Genomic DNA, 18,053 nt, shown 5'->3' on the forward strand with positions numbered 1-18,053 from the left:
TAACTTTTGGTTGGCAAAGTATTCTTGTTTTAATGTGTTACAATTGTCTATAATATTTAGAACTTATTGGATTTTTATAAAACTTGTTTTACCCCTATCTTAAATTGTATTTCACCAATCATTTTGTCACTCTCACTTTTGAAGGAGGTTATTCTCATTGATAAAATAACAGAATTTCACCCTAGTTTAACAATCTACGTAATGTGGCATCCGAAATTCGAAAAAGGAAAAAGATATGCAGAACAAATACATGCCAATTTTGGCAGGGAAATTCAAAGTGATACTATTTATCGTCGACCTGGAATACCAGTTTTTTATAAAAATGAGATCAAAAACAAAATTGATTTAAATAATGCCATTCACACAGTAGTTTTTGCTCTAGTGGAAGATGAGATGGTGGTGGATCCAGAATGGAACAGTTTCTTAGAAGAGTTATGGAAGCAAATTGAAAATACAGATGAGAATAAACATCGTATATATCCAGTTTCACTTTCTGAAAATGCCTTTAACATTGAATATATTAATCACATTAATTTTATTCGCTTACATGACATTCCAGAAGAAAACTATATTAAAAAATTTGTCGGATCTGCCACGCACGAAATTAGTAGATTGTTATTGAATCAACCGAGAATATCTAAAGAAGATGGTCTTAGTACTTCCCCAGTTTCTTTATTTTTAAGTCATGCAAAAAAAGATGGAGAGAAATTAGCTAAATCAATTAAGAAATATATATATGATCAGACTTCTTTAAAAACTTTTTTTGATGCAAATGATATTGCTGCTGGCCATTCCTTTTCAAGTGAAATTAATCAAAGTATAGAACTGAGCGAAACAGCTCTCCTAATTATACATACAGACACCTACTCTTCTCGTGATTGGTGCAGAAGGGAAGTAATACAGGCAAAACTATCTAATATACCCATAGTTGTTATTAACATAGTATCTATAGGAGAAAGCCGAAGCTTCCCTTACATGGGAAATGTGCCAACTATTCGGTGGGACGGTTCAGAAGAAGTGATCGCAGACATAATTGATAATACACTTATGGAAATACTTCGTCACTTATATACAAAAAAACACTTAGAGAGTTTAACAGATATATATGAGGTCTCAGATAGAGTGCATACAATATCTCATCACCCTGAATTAATGAGCTTTGTTAACATATTAAAAGATGAAGGCGATAAAGACATATTAACTGTGTTATATCCAGACCCCCCAATAGGATATGAAGAACTTCAACTGTTGCATTCAATAAAACCAAAATTTCGATTTTTAACACCTACCATGTTACCTATACTTCGCTATGCAGAGGAAGCAGAATATGAGGAACCACTCGACATTCTTCATGATTTAAAAATAGGTTTGTCTATCTCAGATTCTCCTGATCTATTAGATTATGGTATGAGCGGAACACATTTAGAGGATGCCTTAGTTGAATTCTCAAGATACCTTTTAGTACATGGTGGAAGAATACTTTATGGAGGAGATCTAAGAGAGGGTGGATTTACTGAAAAATTATATAATTTAGTACGAAGTTATTTTCCTGAAGAGACTCAATCATCCCATAAAATTTTTAACTATCAAGCTTGGCCCATATATTTAAAGTTGACCACTGAAATAAGAGCAGAATTGAATAAAATTGTAAATTTTAAAACGGTAGAACCACCTCAAGTTTCTGGATTAGATGAAAATACCTTTCTTAAACCGGATTCTACAGAAAACAGAGTGATATGGGCAAAGAGCTTAACAAAAATGCGAGAAGAGATGAATGAAAATCTTAATGTAAGAATTATAATAGGAGGGGTTATAAAGAATTACAAAGGTAAATACCCGGGTTTATTAGAGGAGGCGTATATGGCTCTTCGAGAGGAGAAACCTCTATTCCTTTTAGGAGGGTTTGGAGGATGCACAAAAGCTATTATTAATGTATTACAGGGTGAAAAAACTTTTGAATTGACTGAAGAATTTCAAAAGCAAGATAAAGACTACCTTGATATGGTAAATGAATATAATTCAGACCCTGCTGTTGATGACACTATTGATTACGACACACTTTTAAAATTCTTTAAAGAGAAAGGAATTGAAAGTCTAAACAATGGTCTTTCTATAGATGAAAATTTAATTTTATTTAACACGTTTCATGTACCAGAAATGATTTCTCTTGTTCTAAAAGGTTTGGCAAATATAGCAAAGAAATAGAAGGTTTTTTACGTAATGGTTTGATTAACTCTTATTTATGAATTTAGATATTGTAAATTATAGATGAAATTCCTTTAAAAATTTCATTATGTATCGAATTACCAAGACAAAATGATAAAAGAAGAATGAGTTAAATTAGGGCATTAAGAGAAGTATTTGTATTAGTTTCATCTTTCCTATTTACCAAGCTAACAAGTAATAACTATATTTATATTACGGATTAAAAGAGATTAAAAGAGTGTTTAAACATTAAATAAGTATTTTCAAGGAGGAAAAGTATGACAGATATCAGACATAGGGTCTTTGTATCGTATCATCATGAAGATCAAGAGGAAGTTGACAATTTTCTATCTACATTTGGTAATGAGCGAAATGTTTTTACGCATAGGGCAGTTGGCACTATGAGTGATGATATTATTAATAGTGATAATACGGAATATGTAATGAGTCAAATAAGAAAAAAATATTTAAAAGATTCTACAGTCACAATTGTACTTATTGGTAAATGTACTTGGGCACGACGCTATGTTGACTGGGAAATAAAAACTAGTCTGAGACGTGGAAGTTTTACACCTAACGGTTTGATTGGCATACTTTTGCCATCTATGAACAATACAGCCACACCTCCTCAAAGACTTAAAGAAAATTTATTAGGTGATGATGCTAATGAAGGATATGCAAGGTGGTATACTTACCCCAAACGCAAAGATAGTTTAAAAAACTGGATAGAGGATGCATTTCAAGCGAGAAGTACTAGGCCAGATTTAATAGCTAATTCAGCTTCGATGTTCAAATATAATCGTTCATGTTAGTTTTGTTTAAATTGGTTTGCCATTAGATACGATTATCAAGGAATTTGGGTATTAAATTATAATTTAATGAGTTAACATAATCCCATTTATTAGAATGAAAGTAATTCAAAATGTTATAGATTCTTGGTCGAATAAAGCATTAACGTGCTGGGGGTCAGGAGACTAAGATTACCGGAAGATGAATCAAATCAAGCATGATTCTCGAGTCTCAAGCTTATCCGTAATCAGATGAACGAAGGCATACCATCAAATGAATTCGCCATAAATTAATTGCCGGCTCTTCAGGAGGAAACCCTGAAGGGCTTTTCTTCTGACAATATGGTTATAAAACAAATCCAGAAAAACCTGTTTTCATCGTGGTGAACAAATTAATATGAAGAAATTCATAAATTTTCAGTTAATTTCGATAAACTAGGGAAATGAAATAGCTGATCTGATAAGATAGATAATATATGGAAATCTATGTGGACTTACGTTGATATAAAAAATGAGTGGTCCGAACATACGAACGCTGACAGTGACTGTCACCTTTTTGACTATCCTGTACATAGAACAAGACTAACGGAGGAATTGACATGGCGAAAACAACTGCGAATATTGGCTTTGAAGAAAAATTATGGGGAATGGCGGATAAACTCCGCGGAAGCATGGACGCATCTGAGTATAAACACGTCGTCCTTGGGCTCTTATTCCTGAAGTACGTGTCCGACGCATTCGAAGAAAAGCATAAACAACTGCAGGCAGAAGAGCTGGCAGATGAGGAAGATAAGGATGAGTACCTGGCAGAGAATATCTTCTGGGTGCCGAAAGAAACCCGCTGGACCTACATAAAAGAGAGTGCGAAGAAACCGGAAATCGGCCAGATCATTGATGAGGCGATGATTGCCATTGAAAAAGAGAATGACTCCCTGCGTGGCGTGTTACCAAAAAACTACGCCCGTCCGGAACTGGACAAAACCCGTCTGGGTGAAACGATTGATATGTTCTCCTTTCAGGTAGGCGATAAGGAAAGCCAGTCCAAGGATGTCCTTGGGAGAGTCTATGAGTATTTCCTGGCGAAGTTTGCCAGCGCGGAAGGAAAAGGTGGCGGTGAATTCTATACGCCACAAAGCATTGTTAAACTCCTTGTTGAAATGATTGAACCTTATGAAGGTCGCGTATATGACCCGTGCTGCGGATCAGGCGGGATGTTTGTTCAGAGTGAAAAGTTTGTGGAAGAACGCTCGGGATCGATTGAGGACCTGTCTGTCTATGGCCAGGAATCCAATCCGACAACATGGAAGCTGTGTAAAATGAACTTGGCCATCCGGGGTATTGACGGCGACATTGGTGAGTACAACGCCGACTCTTTTCATAATGACCTCCATCAGGGACTGAAGGTAGACTTCATTCTGGCAAATCCACCGTTTAACATCAGCGACTGGGGTGGTGAGAAGCTGACGGAAGATCTGCGTTGGAAGTATGGCACACCGCCAAAAGGAAATGCCAACTATGCCTGGATTCAGCATATGGTGTCTAAGCTTGCGCCAACCGGAACCGCAGGATTCGTTTTGGCGAATGGATCCATGTCCACGAGTACAACCAGTGAACTTGAAATCCGAAAGAATCTGGTGGAAGAGGATCTGGTGGAATGCATCGTGACGCTTCCTGGACAACTGTTTTATTCTACACAGATTCCGGTGTCACTTTGGTTCATCACACGAAACAAAGAAAAGAACGGGAAACGTGAACGAAAAAACGAAATCCTCTTTATCGATGGACGAAAGCTTGGGTTCATGGCAGATCGTGTGCATAAAGAACTGGCTCAGGAAGACATCGATCAAATCACAAGCGCCTACCACACATGGCGCGGAACGAAAGAAGAACCTTATGAAGATGTGGCAGGATTCTGTAAAGCAGCAAAGATTGAAGAAGTCCGTGAACATGAATATATCCTCACGCCAGGACGCTATGTAGGTCTTGCAGAAGCAGAGGAAGATGCCGAGCCGTTTGAAGATAAAATGGAGCGGATCACAACGGATCTTTCCGAGCAATTTGCAAAATCAAAGAAACTGGAAGATGAAATCCGCCAGTCGTTGAGGGGGATTGGGTATGAAATTTAAATGGAAACTTAAGCATATTGGAGATTTATGTAAAGTGAGCTCAAGTAAAAGAGTATATTTAAAGGATTATGTTAAATCAGGAGTCCCTTTTTACCGATCAAGAGAAATAATTAAACTTCATAATAACGAAGAAATTCTAGATACTCTATATATATCGAATGAAAAATACAATGAAATTAAGGAAAAATCAGGCGTTCCTGTCAAAGGTGATATTCTATTAACTTCTGTAGGGACAATAGGAATTCCTTACTTAATTCAAGATAATTCCCCTTTTTATTTTAAGGATGGTAATTTAACTTGGCTTCACTCATTTGAATCAGAGATAGATTCAAGATTTATTTATTATTGGATAAATTCATCTGTAGGGAAACATGAAATTGATAAAATAACAATAGGATCAACTCAACGTGCACTGACTATGGTTTCACTTAGAAAATTGACTATTTTTCTCCCTCCACTTTCAATCCAAAAGAAAATTTGTGATTTTTTAGAGAACCTTGAGCAAAGAATATTACTAAACAACCAAATCATCAGCAACCTCGAAGAATTGGCCCAAACACTGTTCAAACGCTGGTTTGTGGACTTTGAATTCCCGAACGAAAACGGAGAACCTTACAAGTCCAGTGGCGGAAAGATGGTTGAGAGTGAGCTAGGGATGATTCCTGAGGGGTGGTATGCAGGATATGCTAAAGATATTTTTGAATTTGCACCAAGAACAAGCTTGAAAAAAGGTTCCGTAACAAAATTTGTTGAAATGAAAAATTTAGTTGGATCATTTGCAATTCCGTATTGGAGATATCGAGAATTTAATGGAAGTGGATCTAAATTTATCAAAGGGGATACATTGCTTGCTAGAATCACGCCGTGTTTAGAAAATGGGAAGATAGGATTTGTAGATTTCTTGAAAGATAGTGAAGTTGCTTGGGGTTCTACAGAGTTCATTACAATAAGGACTAAATTAAACGAATTTAAACATATAAGCTTCTTCTTCGCAAAACAAGAGGGCTTTTATAATTACGCTGTTAAGAATATGACTGGAAGTTCTGGGAGACAACGAGTCTCAGCAAAAGTTTTAGATAATTATTTAATGCCTGTCCCCCCTACTGATATGCTTATTAAATATGGAGAAGTTACTCAATCAATGGCAAATAAAATCAATATGCTTAATAAAGAATCATACCATTTAACTGAACTAAGAGACACCCTCCTCCCCAAACTTCTTTCAGGTGAGGTGGAGATCCCGGATGATCGTGAGGTGAACAACGATGTACCAGTTTCGTGAAGAAGAACTGGAACAGGCAACTCTTGAATGGCTGGAGGAAGTAGGGTTTACGACCATGAACGGGGCTGAACTTGCCCCGGATGGTTCACGTCCTGAACGGTCCAGCTACCAGGACGTGGTGCTTGCCGAACGGTTGAAAGACGCCCTGTTTCGCATCAACCCAACTGTTCCAAGAGAAGCTATCACCGAAGCCGCGAGACAGATCACCATCCAACAACATCCGAACCTCATCCAGAACAACAAAGCCTTTCAAAAGATGGTCACAGATGGGATCGACGTGGCCATCCGGGTAAAAGGCGAAAACACCACGAAGAAAGTCTGGCTCTTTGACTTCACAACGCCCACGAATAATGAGTTCCTTGCCTTGAATCAGTTTACCGTTCTGGAAGGCAAATATGATAAACGACCGGACGTCATTTGCTTTGTAAATGGCCTCCCCCTCGTTGTCATGGAGTTAAAGAGTGCCGTCAATGAAAATGTCGGTATCTCCAAAGGCTATCATCAACTTCAAACCTACAAAGAAACGATTCCGTCCTTATTTCAGTTTAACGCCTTTTTGATCACCAGTGACGGGTTAAACGCTCGCGTCGGCTCATTGACCGCCAATGAAGATCGTTTCATGATGTGGCGCACCATCGACGGGGAATCCACAGCTCCGCCAACGATGCCGCAACTTGAAGTGATGATCCGTGGCATGATGACGCCGGACCGTTTACTGGACCTTTTGCGTCACTTTATCCTGTTTCAAACCGATGGGGAGAACGTCGCAAAGATTTTGGCGGGTTATCATCAGTATCATGCCGTCAATAAAGCCGTGGAACAGGCGCAGCGGGCAACACAAACCGACGGGGATCGTAAGATCGGTGTTATCTGGCATACGCAAGGCTCCGGGAAAAGCCTGTCCATGGTGTTCTTTACAGGGAAACTGGTCCTGTCCATGAACAATCCCACGGTGGTTGTATTAACGGACCGGAACGATCTCGATGATCAGCTGTATCAGACATTCAGTAAGAGTGAACAGCTGTTACGGCAGTCGCCATCCCAAGCGACGAACCGGGATCATTTACGAGAATTATTACGGGTTGAATCCGGTGGGATTGTCTTTACCACCATGCAGAAGTTTGTCCCTGAAGATGGACAAACAGAGATGAAGGCGCTTACGGAACGAAAGAACGTCATCGTCATGGCGGATGAAGCCCACCGCTCCCAGTATGGGTTTCAGGCCTATATGCAGCAAAAAGAAAACGGCAGCGGAACGAAATACGGCTTTGCAAAATACATGCGTGACGCATTGCCACACGCTTCGTTCATCGGGTTTACAGGCACACCGGTGGAATCGACGGATAAGAACACCCCTGCGGTCTTCGGGAATTACATTGACGTGTATGACATGACCCAGGCCGTGGAAGACGGGGCAACGGTGAAGATCTTTTACGAAAGCCGGGTGATTTCCCTTGGGCTTCCGGAGAATCTGGACCTGGATACAGAGCTCGATGAGATTACCGAGCATCAGGAAATGGATGAACGGGAGAAACTGAAGAGTAAATGGTCGAGGCTTGAAGCCCTTGCCGGAGCGGAACAGCGGGTGGAGATGCTTGCAAAAGACGTGGTGGATCATTTCGAAAAGCGTCAGAAAGCCATGTACGGTAAAGGGATGATCGTGGTCATGTCGAGGCGGATTGCCATCGATTTGTACAAAGCGATCATGAAACTCCGTCCCGACTGGCACAGTGATGATGACGACAAAGGACAGATCAAGATTGTCATGACCGGCACGTCCAGTGACCCGAGCGACTGGCAGCAGTTCATCGGCAACAAACGACGCAGGGAGTACCTGGCAAAACGGATGAAGGACCTGAACGATGAATTGAAACTGGTCATCGTCCGGGATATGTGGCTCACCGGTTTTGACGTCCCTTCCATGCACACGATGTACGTGGATAAGCCGATGAAAGGGCATAATCTGATGCAGGCCATTGCCCGGGTGAATCGAGTGTTCCGTGATAAGCCGGGCGGTTTGATCGTTGATTACATCAGTATCGCTGACAGCTTGAAAGAAGCGTTGAAGCAGTATACCGAGAAAGACCGTGAAAATGCAGGTGTGGATACCTCCCTTGCAGTGGATGTCTTAATGGAGAAGTATGAAATCCTGCAGGATCTGTTGTATGCGCATGATTACAGTGATTTCAATCATGAGAAGAACTCCAAACGGATGAGTCAGATTGTCGAAACCGCTGATTTTGTGATGGGGTTAGGGGATAAGAAGAAGCTGTTCTTAAATACCGTGACGGAACTGACGAAAGCTTTTGCTCTCTGTTCCACGGAAAACGATGCACAAGAGATCAATGAGGAGATCGGTTTTTTCAAGGCAGTGAAGTCCGCCATCGTGAAGCTGATCCCAACAGACGGAGAAAAGCGCACCCCGGATCAGCTCGATGCCCAGATCAATCAGTTGATCTCAAAGTCCGTGATTTCCGAAGAAGTCGTGGATGTTTATGGTTCTCTAGGACTTCAGAATCCGGATATCTCGATACTGTCCGATGAATTCCTGGAAGAAGTGCAGGCGCTGCCGCAGAAGAATCTGGCTGTGGAACTGTTAAACCGGCTCCTTGAAGGACGAGTGAAAAACGTCCAGCGGAAAAACCTTGTCCAGGCCAGGAAATTTACTGAACTATTGGAACAAGCGATTGAAAAGTACAACAAACGAGCGATTGAGACGTCGAAGGTCATAGAAGAACTCATTGAACTGGCAAAAGAAATGAATGAGGCGATGGATGACGAGCGCCATGCCGGCATGATTGCCGAAGAAGTGGCATTTTACGATGCGCTGGCCAGCCACGACACCGCAGAAGCTGTGATGGGGGACGAAACCTTAAAAGCCATCGCCCACGAATTGACGAAAGCGATCAAAGCGAATATGAGCATCGACTGGAACAAACGCGAATCCGCAAGAGCGAAAATGCGTGTGACTGTTCGGAGATTGCTTAAGAAATACGGGTATCCGCCAGATCTACAAAAGATGGCTGTAGAGACCGTAATTGAACAAGCAGAGTTGATGGCGGGGGAAATCAAGCATTGATATTGAAGGGGGATAAAATGAAAAAGAATGAAGATGAAAAAGCAATTTCAAAAAATGATAAGATAAAGGATTTTAGCTTGAAAGAACAAAATGACAATAAGGAAACAGAAAAAAAACAAAAACAAAAAAGGAAAAAAGAAGCATTATGGAGATCAGTGCAATTAGGAGAAGAAAAAAATTTAACAATGAAAGTTGCAAACATCTTAAATCGGTATCCAGAAACAAGAAATTCGGATGTAGCATTGCAAGTTAAATTTTGGGAGGTTTATGAAGGGGTAGACGCTAAAAAAGTAGGATTAGACGATCTTTTCAAATTGGAAAGGTTAACGTCAATAACTAGATCAAGAGCCAAAATTCAAAATGAATATGGACTTTTTTTAGCAGATGAAAAAATAAGAAAAGGGCGAAGAACTTTAGAAGAAAAACAGAAAGAAATTCAAATCATAGATCAACCAAGTTTAGATTCTATAAGTATATACTCAGATGAATCAGGTAAAAAAGGTCCATATGTAATAGTAGGTGGTATTTGGTATTTAGATTCAAAGAGAATGGCGAGATTAGAGAGAAATATTATTGAGTGGGAACAAGAAAAGAAAAATGAAGGGCTGAAGTTACCAAAAGAATTTCATTTTCAAGATCTTAATAACAATGGGGAAAAACATTTGACATTATATAAAGATTTTTTCAATCATGTTTTCCGAAATTCAGAAATGATTAGTTTAAAAGCTATTGCAGTTAATAAAGAAAAACTAGATCGGATCAATATTTCGGAATTACTATTGAAGATGCAATATCAGTTAATTCGAATGGGAATTGATCATGAATTAAACAAAGCTAGACTAAGATTGCCGAGATCATTAAATATCACAAAGGATGAAGAAGGAGACAGTTCATTTACACTTGAGGAATTGAAACAAAAGCTACGTGATCAATTTAAAATTTACTACGAGGATCAAGTCAGGATAAAAGAATTTGTATCGATGCCCTCACATCAATTCAGATCATTACAAATATCTGACTTATTTGTTGCTTCTATTAATAGAGATTTAAATCATGATTCTCAAGAGAAAAATAACAAAGACAAATTATCTGAATATGTATTGGACGGTCTAGATCTCCAATATTTAAAATATGATGTAACTTTAATTGATGAAGATGAAAGCTTAAAAACATTATCTGATCAGTCAGTAGTATTTGTATTTGATTGATTTTTAATGCAGTTAAGTGCCAGACGCCGGTGCATTAAAGTACCAACACGTTGGGGTCTGGTCCGAGTTTCTTAAAAGTAAGGGAGGTTGCGAATGAACAACTTCCAGATTCTTCTGATGTAGATTTTATGAAAGTTTGGAACAATGAGCAACTATCGATTGAGAACATCAAGAATACCATTGATAATTTGGTTAATAACACTTGGTAACAATACGCACAATTTAGCTTGGTAAAGTTCAAGATACTAAGGGTTATTCCCTATTATTACATTAGGTGGGATTATTTATGATATTTAAAGGTATTTTATTACTTGTACTTCTTCTGTCGAGTATACTTATATTACTTAGTTTTTGGTTTTTTCTGTTTGAAAGCCCAAATGCAATAAATCTTTTTCTGACTGGAATAGTTGGTATAGTGATTACATTACCATTTTTATTTGATGCGGCAAAAAAAGAAAATATAAAAAATATTGAATTTATTGATAAACAAAAAGATGCATTGGCATCTAAAGGATTCACGAAATTTAATCCATCATATAATTACAACAAAACTATAGGAATTGCGTTAAGTGATGATAAAAATAGTGTTGGAATTATCAATAAGTTAGCAGTAAAGAAAATTAATTATAAAAAAATATTAAAAGTGGATATAGTAGAAGATGGAACTACCGTTACTAGTGTTTCACGAGTAGGTCAAATTGGTTCGGCACTGGTAGGTGGTATGTTAGCTGGAGGGGCTGGTGCTGTAATTGGTGGGTTATCATCTGAAAAGACACAAAATAATAAGGTGAGGATTTTAGAATTACAAATTCTTGTGAACGATGAGTTGTCTCCAATCAAAAAAGTAAAATTTTTCGAATCCGATAATTATGTTTATAAAGATGACCAAAACTATAAATTTATGTATGAAAAAGCCGAAAAATGGAAAGGTATTTTAGAAGTGATGATAAACAAAGCAGATAAAGAAGAACAAAAAACGAATAGTGAATACTTTGGACAATCAGACAAGAATGAAATTGAATCAATAACCTCGGTTGCTGATGAATTGAGAAAATTAAATGATTTAACAAAAGAGGGTATTATTTCAAAAGAGCAATTTGAAAAGGAAAAAGAAAAGCTATTATCAAAATAATTATGTCCCCGATGCAGTATTAGGAAAGTGCCAGACCCCCGGTTCAGTAAAGCGTTACCTGGATCGGGGGGCAGATCCGAGTTTTTCTAACTAGAGTTCACTATTGAATCGTTTTAATAACTTGGTATATTAATCTTTTTGATTGGAAACAGTCCAACTTAACTCGTTCAATTTGAAAGGTGAACCTAGTTAAGTGTTCCGGGAACGCAGGGTAAAAACCATTATGTTTGGGAACTACTGATAAGTTTACTGCTGTACATTTATACTACAAATTGAATCAAATGTTTCTTTATCAATCATTTAACATTTATGATAAAATTTGTTTATAAAGAATGGAAAACATGTAAATATTCTGTGATGAATTCCTAGTGTGAAAATAGTCATAAAAATAATGGAGGGGAAACGTTTGGCTGATGAATTAAATAAAGAAATATTAAACGAATTAAAGAAAATGAATGAGAAAATAGATAAGTTGGAAGAACCTAAAGGGTTATCAACTCCAATGAAATTAATCGCTTTATTTTTAGGGGTTATGGTATTTGGACCGATCATTTCTTACTTCTTTTTTTTCTTGCTGAACTAAAACCCAAATTCTACGGGGACTAGGTAAACAGTAGGGTTGTGATACTACCTTAATTCCCGATTTACATAACGAGGGCTGCCTATATAAGCGCCAGACCCTCGGTGCATTAACCCAACACCCAGAAAATATAATCGTGATCTGCTTAATTTCCTGTTTTTCACATCATAAATTAACAGTATTTTCTTTAAAACCCATTTCCCTTATGCTATGCTATGTGCATTGCATCCATTTAACAGGGAAAGGGTTTTTCCATGTTTGGTAAAGGGTTCTCTAAAGCAAAACAGCACTGGTGCATCGTGCTATATCCGCTCTTATTCGACTGGCTGACGATTCTGATTGCGACTGTGACGGTCGGCATCACGATGTCCAGGTCTTTCGCTACGGATTTTGCCATTGGTCCACAGCTGCCGACTGTGGAAGGGCTGTTGACGGAGACGAACAGTCTCCTCATGAACTACGAAGCTTTCGCCCAAGAGATGAATGGCGGCTGGTTGATGATGGCGGTCTTTTTGATTTATCTCATCATCGCGGTCTTCATCGAAGGAGGCTATTACTATCTGATTTGGCGGGGGATCAACGGGGAATCTGTTGATGTTCGTACGTTTTTAAGCGGCGCCAGGAAGTTTTGGCTGCGTTTTTTCCTCCTGGGTCTGCTGGTGATGTTCCTGGTTTTCGTCGCTGGATTTGCCGGCTTACTGCTGATGCATTACTTTGCGACGTTCGGATTTGTGTTGACGTTGATCGTTATCGTCCTGGTGAGAGTGGTGATGATTTACCTGGAATTCGTCCTTGTAACGGAGGATACCTGGGTCATTGAAAGTATTGATCGTGCCTACCATTTGTTCAAAGCATCCAAGTTGTCCGATGTGATTGGCTTCGCACTTCTCATGGGTGCAACCAGCGCTGCATTCGGTCTCGCGTTGAACCTGATTGCCGAGCCTTGGCTTTTGCCGGTGGCGGCACCGGTGGTCATCTTCGTTCTAACCGGCTTTTTGTTTACACTGATGTTTATGATGGATGATGCACGCATGCGTCTTCAAAAGGCGTGAGTGTGATAGGAATGGCGCAGATGTAACGGATCTGTGCATGAGGAGGAGATGGCGATGCAGTTTATGTTTATGACGCTCATTGCAGTGGTGACGGTCTTTGTAATTACCGCTTTGATTCGGACCATAAAGTGGCGTAAGCGTGACGAAACCTCGCTGTTCGATGGGAAAGCATTCGATGTTGTATCGAGAAGCGTCAGGCTCAGTGAACAACAGGAGCGAAAAGACTGGCGGCTGAAATTCTGGTTTTTGCTTGTCATTTCGGTGCTGATCTCCGGAGGATGGATTGCTTTACTGATCACCGGGGCAGAAGTGAGCTACGGTCAGCTGTTTCTGATCCTCTGGCTTCCTGTTTATTCGTTGTTAACGATCAAGATTCCCATGCTGCGCCTGATGCAGGATGCCATTGTGGTGGATGAACGGCGTATTCCCTTCGAGAAGATAAAAGCCATTCAGGCAGAGCCGTTGACGATCGGTCATGAAATGCACGGGATGTTTTCCGGGTCCGGGGAGTATATCGGCATCATCATTTATCACCAGGGCAAACTCATCAAAAAAGCAGGGTTCTGCGTACATCAGGATGACTATGAATCATTCAAGCAGGCCTACAATTCCGTGCATGACAATGCCCCGTGGAAGGAAGATGGTGCATGGGAAGAAGCAGGCGTCTGAGAATGACAGGTCATGCGCCGGATCTTTCGTCAGGAGTGTGATTATGAAGTCGATCAAAACGTTACAATATCTTCTGTCCATACCACCCCTCATAGTGGTGATGGTCATTGCACTGAGTGACCCGGACTTGCTGTTTCACCGGGTTGTCAGTACGTATGTCATTGCCAGTGTGTCCGCGGCGTTTGTCCTTCAGACCATCCGGCATAAAGACCATTACCAGAAGCTCGGTGCCCCGCAGCAAAATCCGTATTCAGGGTCAGCTGCGGAAGAATATACGCAGCATGAAGTGATCCGTGATCAGACTGAAGAGAAGCGTCATGCAGAGAGTGAAGAGTGTCGGGATCACTGACGGAACTGATCCCAGAAAGTGGCGTGAAAGTCATGAAACACGCAATAAAAATCAGTGCCAGTTCAACCGGGAGGGAGCAAGCACATGGGATCATTCAATCGTGTCATTGACGGGGATTACCTCGACAGTAAAATCGGAAAACGTTCAGGTACGGTTGTCCTGAAAGACCGGTGGGATGGGCAATTTACGTTGGATCACCATTCGGTGGAAGCGTATCAGCGGGTGGATACCCGAGAGGAGAAGAAAGGGTACAAAATGAGTAACAAAAGCTTCCTGGGTGGCTTGTTCCTCGGGCCTTTCGGTGCGCTGTTGGGGCTGGAAAAAGAGACGGTCAGGATTCACAAAGTGGCCGTGAAATTCAAGGACGGTAAGAAAAGTCTGCTGGAACTGGATGATGAACTGTATACGAAGCTGCTGGAGCAAATCCGGGATTGTTCGTAACCACGAAACATCAGGTGAACATCTGATTTTCATGAAATCTTACATAACACTTCTGTTCAAGAGCGTCTGGCGAAAGATATGGTCGGAACTATCATTTTAAATCTGTATTTTTTTCAGCCCCATGCATTCTATGGTGGCTGTTTTTCATTTTAAAAAGACAGCTGCAGGATCAGAAACCGGGAATCTGATTTCTGATCCTGTAAGCAAAATGTGTTCAGAATCAATGAGCAAAGCTGTTATCGAGCTCGTGAAATTATGCTGATTTCTGCCGTTTGAAGCTGGTGTCTGCTTTGTTGTTGTGTAATTGCCACATGTGCCAGAATACATAAGGTACAATCAACACAAAATTAATGATGCCCCACACTTTGAGTACTTCCGGGTTGAACCATGAAGTGGAATCCATGACATTTGGAAAAAAATCATAGGTGGCTCTCAGTAACAGGTGTGCGGCTAACGTATAAATACGGGCAGTAATGTAAAGTTCAGGGCGTTTCTTAATGATCGGGTACAATTCAGCGGCCAAGAGGATCGATAAAGAACTCGCAAAATACATGGGGGATTCTGCATAAACGAAACAAGCATTCCAAGAGGTGTAAAGGAAATTCCATGGGGCGGTTGTATAGGCAATTAAATCACAGTATTTTCCTGATGTGGTTATTTTCCAAAACTTCGGTGCAAACGGGATCGTGACACAAAGAAGGAATCCGGCTGCGGCATTGTAATAATTCCCCAAAGTCACATCTTTGATTGTCGCTTCTGCGATATTTAAAAATAATATCGCGTAAAAAAACCAGAGAAAATGTTCACTCTTCAGTTTGTCCCATATGACTCCTTTTTTATCTTCGTACACAGCTATTCGGGAAAACCCGACCAGGATCGTCGGTATGATAACGCTTAAAATTTTGACCCAACGAAACCAGCCTTCAACACCGCCCATCATCCATAAAGGAAATGTCAATAAAGTAGCCAGCCAGAAGTATGCAGACAGTTTGTAATGTTTCCGAAAAAAGGTGATAATCCCAAGTAAAAAAACAATGTAAATCGGCATCGATATAGCATGCGGCCAAATCTCCATTTCTTCACCCACCTCACTGCGAATTTAACAAACCGAACGTTCGTTATGTTTTAAGTTTATACCGGATTTGTGAAATTAACAACGTACAATTTAGTGAAATGTTTGTGATATACTAGATAAAATAAGGAGAGATTTCAATGACAGCAGACGGCAAAACAAAAATACTAGACGCTGCTAGGAGAGTGATCAGCCAGCATGGTTCCAAACGGGCGACGCTCAGATCCATTGCAGAAGAAGCGGGTATGAGCACAGGGGCAATTTACCATTACTACAGAAATAAAAATGAAGTGCTGTATGATGTGCTTGATGAGAGCCTTTCGGATTCAACCCGAATTGCAAAAGAGGTTGGAAAACAAGATGTCGATAAAGACAAACTGACCAAAGAGATCATTAAAAGAACCGAAGAGAGATTAAGAAAAGATGCGGAAAATCGTTTGCAACACCAATTTGCCCATGAAGTCTTGTCGGGCAATAAAGATTTGCAAATTAAACTTCATGAAAAATACACGGAGTGGAATGAGGGGATTGAAGAGATCCTCAAAAATCTCTATGGGCTGGAAGATCCGAGATTGAATAAAGCCCTGTCTTCCTGGTTACTGGGAGCAGTAGATGGGGTTGTTTTACAAATTTTATTAGAAGTGAATGATAACGAAGTTGAAGACATGATGGCGATTTTTGAACTATTGTTAGAAGATGGGTTACCCCATTTTATTGAACTGCTTAATGAAAAAAAGGGCTAAGACAGTTACATAATTATTAAACCGATGGCCCCGCTTCAAGCATCTGTCATTTTGATGAGTGGGTAACTCTCAATAAATCATTGATGGACGATTTCAGGGCCTGAAGATTAAATGTTCAGTGCTTCCACAAAATTCTTGTGCTTTTTCAGCCCCATGCAATCTATGGTGGCTGTTTTTCTGTTATTCCATTATAATAAACACTTAGATTGGTTCTCTTAAACGAATGAAGTCGATGTCATACTAATTGAACGAAAACATAACCAAAATAGACAAGGAGGAATCTACTTGATGTACTTGGAAAACGAACGCTTGAAAGTGGAGATTCAAACACCAGGCAGTTTTTACAACGGCCCACGATTTGACTGGACCGGTTTCATCAGTCAAATCACCTTGGATGACGCTGTTCGCTATTGCGTGCCGGAGCGGCTTGAAGAGGGAAAAGGGACCGGCGGGCACGGCTTATGTAATGAATTCGGTCTTGATAAGCCGATCGGCTACGATGAGATCGAAGTGGGGGAGCTGTTCCCTAAAATCGGGACCGGGCTGTTAAAGAAAGATCAGAACGAAGCTTATGACATTTTCCACCCTTACCCGGTGACACCAGCGAAAATAAACGCAGAGGAAAAAGAAGATGCATTGATCTTTGACGTGAGCGATGCCAGTCCGGATGGCTACGGGTATCATCTGAACAAAGCCATTACCCTGGAGGATAACCGGCTCATCATCAGCTACAAGCTGACGAATACAGGGACAAAACCCATCTCTACAAATGAATATTCCCATAATTTTATCGGGATCAATGACCGGGAGTTGAGTGAGGGGTATCAATTGACGATCCCGGGTTTGAAGAACATCGACGTCGTGGTCGGGTCCATTTTGAAAACAGGGGACCGGATAACGTTTCCGGTAACACCGGATGATGACGTGTATGCAGGGATTGAATGGAGTGCTCACACGGGCTCTTATAACTGGGATGTGTACCACACAGAAGTGGGCGCGGGCGTTCGGGAACGATCCGTCTTTGAGCCTGCCAAGATGGCTTTATGGGGACACACTCATGTGGTTTGCCCGGAAGTGTTCATTGATATTGAATTAGCAGTCAATGAGACGAAATCATGGCAGCGGGTTTACGAATTTTATCAGAAGACGGAAGGCTAATCGTTCATTCGCTTACAGAACAACGTCTGATGATTTGGTTATAAAATGATTTTGAAATAATCGTTGATATTTGTCGAAGGTGATTGCACTTTCAGCTTCAGCCCTTTATAATTATATGTAACCAGATCAGTTTAAAAACCTTTATGGAAAGGGGCGCAGAAGAACGCAC

Annotated in this window: 15 protein-coding genes; 14 read left to right on the forward strand and 1 reads right to left on the reverse strand. The window is 40.3% G+C overall.

All coding sequences use genetic code 11. The features are described 5' to 3' along the window. Positions 1-201: 201 nt before the first annotated feature. From BBEV_RS04175 to BBEV_RS04225, 12 genes are all read left to right on the forward strand, one after another. Positions 202-2,205, forward strand: coding sequence for a TIR domain-containing protein (locus BBEV_RS04175; protein ID WP_069364319.1), 2,004 nt, complete (start codon positions 202-204; stop codon positions 2,203-2,205). A gap of 278 nt (positions 2,206-2,483) precedes the next feature. Beyond that, on the forward strand, positions 2,484-3,017 hold the full coding sequence (locus BBEV_RS04180; RefSeq protein ID WP_069364320.1) for a TIR domain-containing protein: 534 nt from the start codon (positions 2,484-2,486) through the stop codon (positions 3,015-3,017). 575 nt (positions 3,018-3,592) lie between these two features. Beyond that, on the forward strand, positions 3,593-5,119 hold the full coding sequence (locus tag BBEV_RS04185) for a class I SAM-dependent DNA methyltransferase (RefSeq protein WP_069364321.1): 1,527 nt from the start codon (positions 3,593-3,595) through the stop codon (positions 5,117-5,119). Next, a complete protein-coding gene (locus tag BBEV_RS04190) occupies positions 5,109-6,401 on the forward strand; it encodes a restriction endonuclease subunit S (protein ID WP_069364322.1) in 1,293 nt (430 codons plus the stop codon). The genes BBEV_RS04185 and BBEV_RS04190 overlap by 11 nt, the downstream gene beginning before the upstream one ends. Next, positions 6,385-9,480 carry a type I restriction endonuclease subunit R gene (locus BBEV_RS04195; protein ID WP_069364323.1) on the forward strand — a complete coding sequence of 1,032 codons (3,096 nt, stop codon included), beginning with the start codon at positions 6,385-6,387 and terminating at the stop codon, positions 9,478-9,480. The genes BBEV_RS04190 and BBEV_RS04195 overlap by 17 nt, the downstream gene beginning before the upstream one ends. 17 nt (positions 9,481-9,497) lie before the next feature. After that, positions 9,498-10,688, forward strand: coding sequence for a DUF3800 domain-containing protein (locus tag BBEV_RS04200; protein ID WP_069364324.1), 1,191 nt, complete (start codon positions 9,498-9,500; stop codon positions 10,686-10,688). Positions 10,689-10,974: 286 nt separating this feature from the next. Next, positions 10,975-11,820, forward strand: coding sequence for a hypothetical protein (locus tag BBEV_RS04205; RefSeq protein ID WP_069364325.1), 846 nt, complete (start codon positions 10,975-10,977; stop codon positions 11,818-11,820). Between the two features lie 406 nt (positions 11,821-12,226). Then, positions 12,227-12,403 carry a hypothetical protein gene (locus tag BBEV_RS17575; protein WP_198155063.1) on the forward strand — a complete coding sequence of 59 codons (177 nt, stop codon included), beginning with the start codon at positions 12,227-12,229 and terminating at the stop codon, positions 12,401-12,403. A gap of 251 nt (positions 12,404-12,654) precedes the next feature. Next, on the forward strand, positions 12,655-13,452 hold the full coding sequence (locus tag BBEV_RS04210; protein WP_069364326.1) for a hypothetical protein: 798 nt from the start codon (positions 12,655-12,657) through the stop codon (positions 13,450-13,452). A 54-nt stretch (positions 13,453-13,506) separates the two neighbouring features. Beyond that, positions 13,507-14,121, forward strand: coding sequence for a hypothetical protein (locus BBEV_RS04215; RefSeq protein WP_069364327.1), 615 nt, complete (start codon positions 13,507-13,509; stop codon positions 14,119-14,121). A 43-nt stretch (positions 14,122-14,164) separates the two neighbouring features. Then, positions 14,165-14,470: a hypothetical protein gene (locus BBEV_RS04220; RefSeq protein ID WP_069364328.1), complete on the forward strand. Its 306-nt coding sequence runs from the start codon at positions 14,165-14,167 to the stop codon at positions 14,468-14,470. Between the two features lie 84 nt (positions 14,471-14,554). Further along, positions 14,555-14,911 carry a hypothetical protein gene (locus BBEV_RS04225; RefSeq protein ID WP_069364329.1) on the forward strand — a complete coding sequence of 119 codons (357 nt, stop codon included), beginning with the start codon at positions 14,555-14,557 and terminating at the stop codon, positions 14,909-14,911. A 253-nt stretch (positions 14,912-15,164) separates the two neighbouring features. Here the strand turns inward: BBEV_RS04225 and BBEV_RS04230 are convergent, their stop codons facing one another. Then, the gene (locus BBEV_RS04230) at positions 15,165-15,986 is read right to left on the reverse strand and encodes a hypothetical protein (RefSeq protein ID WP_069364330.1); all 822 of its coding nucleotides are present in this window, start codon (positions 15,984-15,986) and stop codon (positions 15,165-15,167) included. A gap of 137 nt (positions 15,987-16,123) precedes the next feature. On the opposite strand from BBEV_RS04230, the gene BBEV_RS04235 reads away from it, so the two are divergent. Both BBEV_RS04235 and BBEV_RS04240 read left to right on the forward strand, forming a co-directional pair. Next, positions 16,124-16,726 carry a TetR/AcrR family transcriptional regulator gene (locus BBEV_RS04235; protein ID WP_069364331.1) on the forward strand — a complete coding sequence of 201 codons (603 nt, stop codon included), beginning with the start codon at positions 16,124-16,126 and terminating at the stop codon, positions 16,724-16,726. A gap of 288 nt (positions 16,727-17,014) precedes the next feature. After that, a complete protein-coding gene (locus BBEV_RS04240) occupies positions 17,015-17,884 on the forward strand; it encodes an aldose epimerase family protein (RefSeq protein ID WP_069364332.1) in 870 nt (289 codons plus the stop codon). Positions 17,885-18,053 lie beyond the last annotated feature (169 nt).

The organism is Salisediminibacterium beveridgei, assembly GCF_001721685.1.
GTDB lineage: Bacteria > Bacillota > Bacilli > Bacillales > Salisediminibacteriaceae > Salisediminibacterium > Salisediminibacterium beveridgei.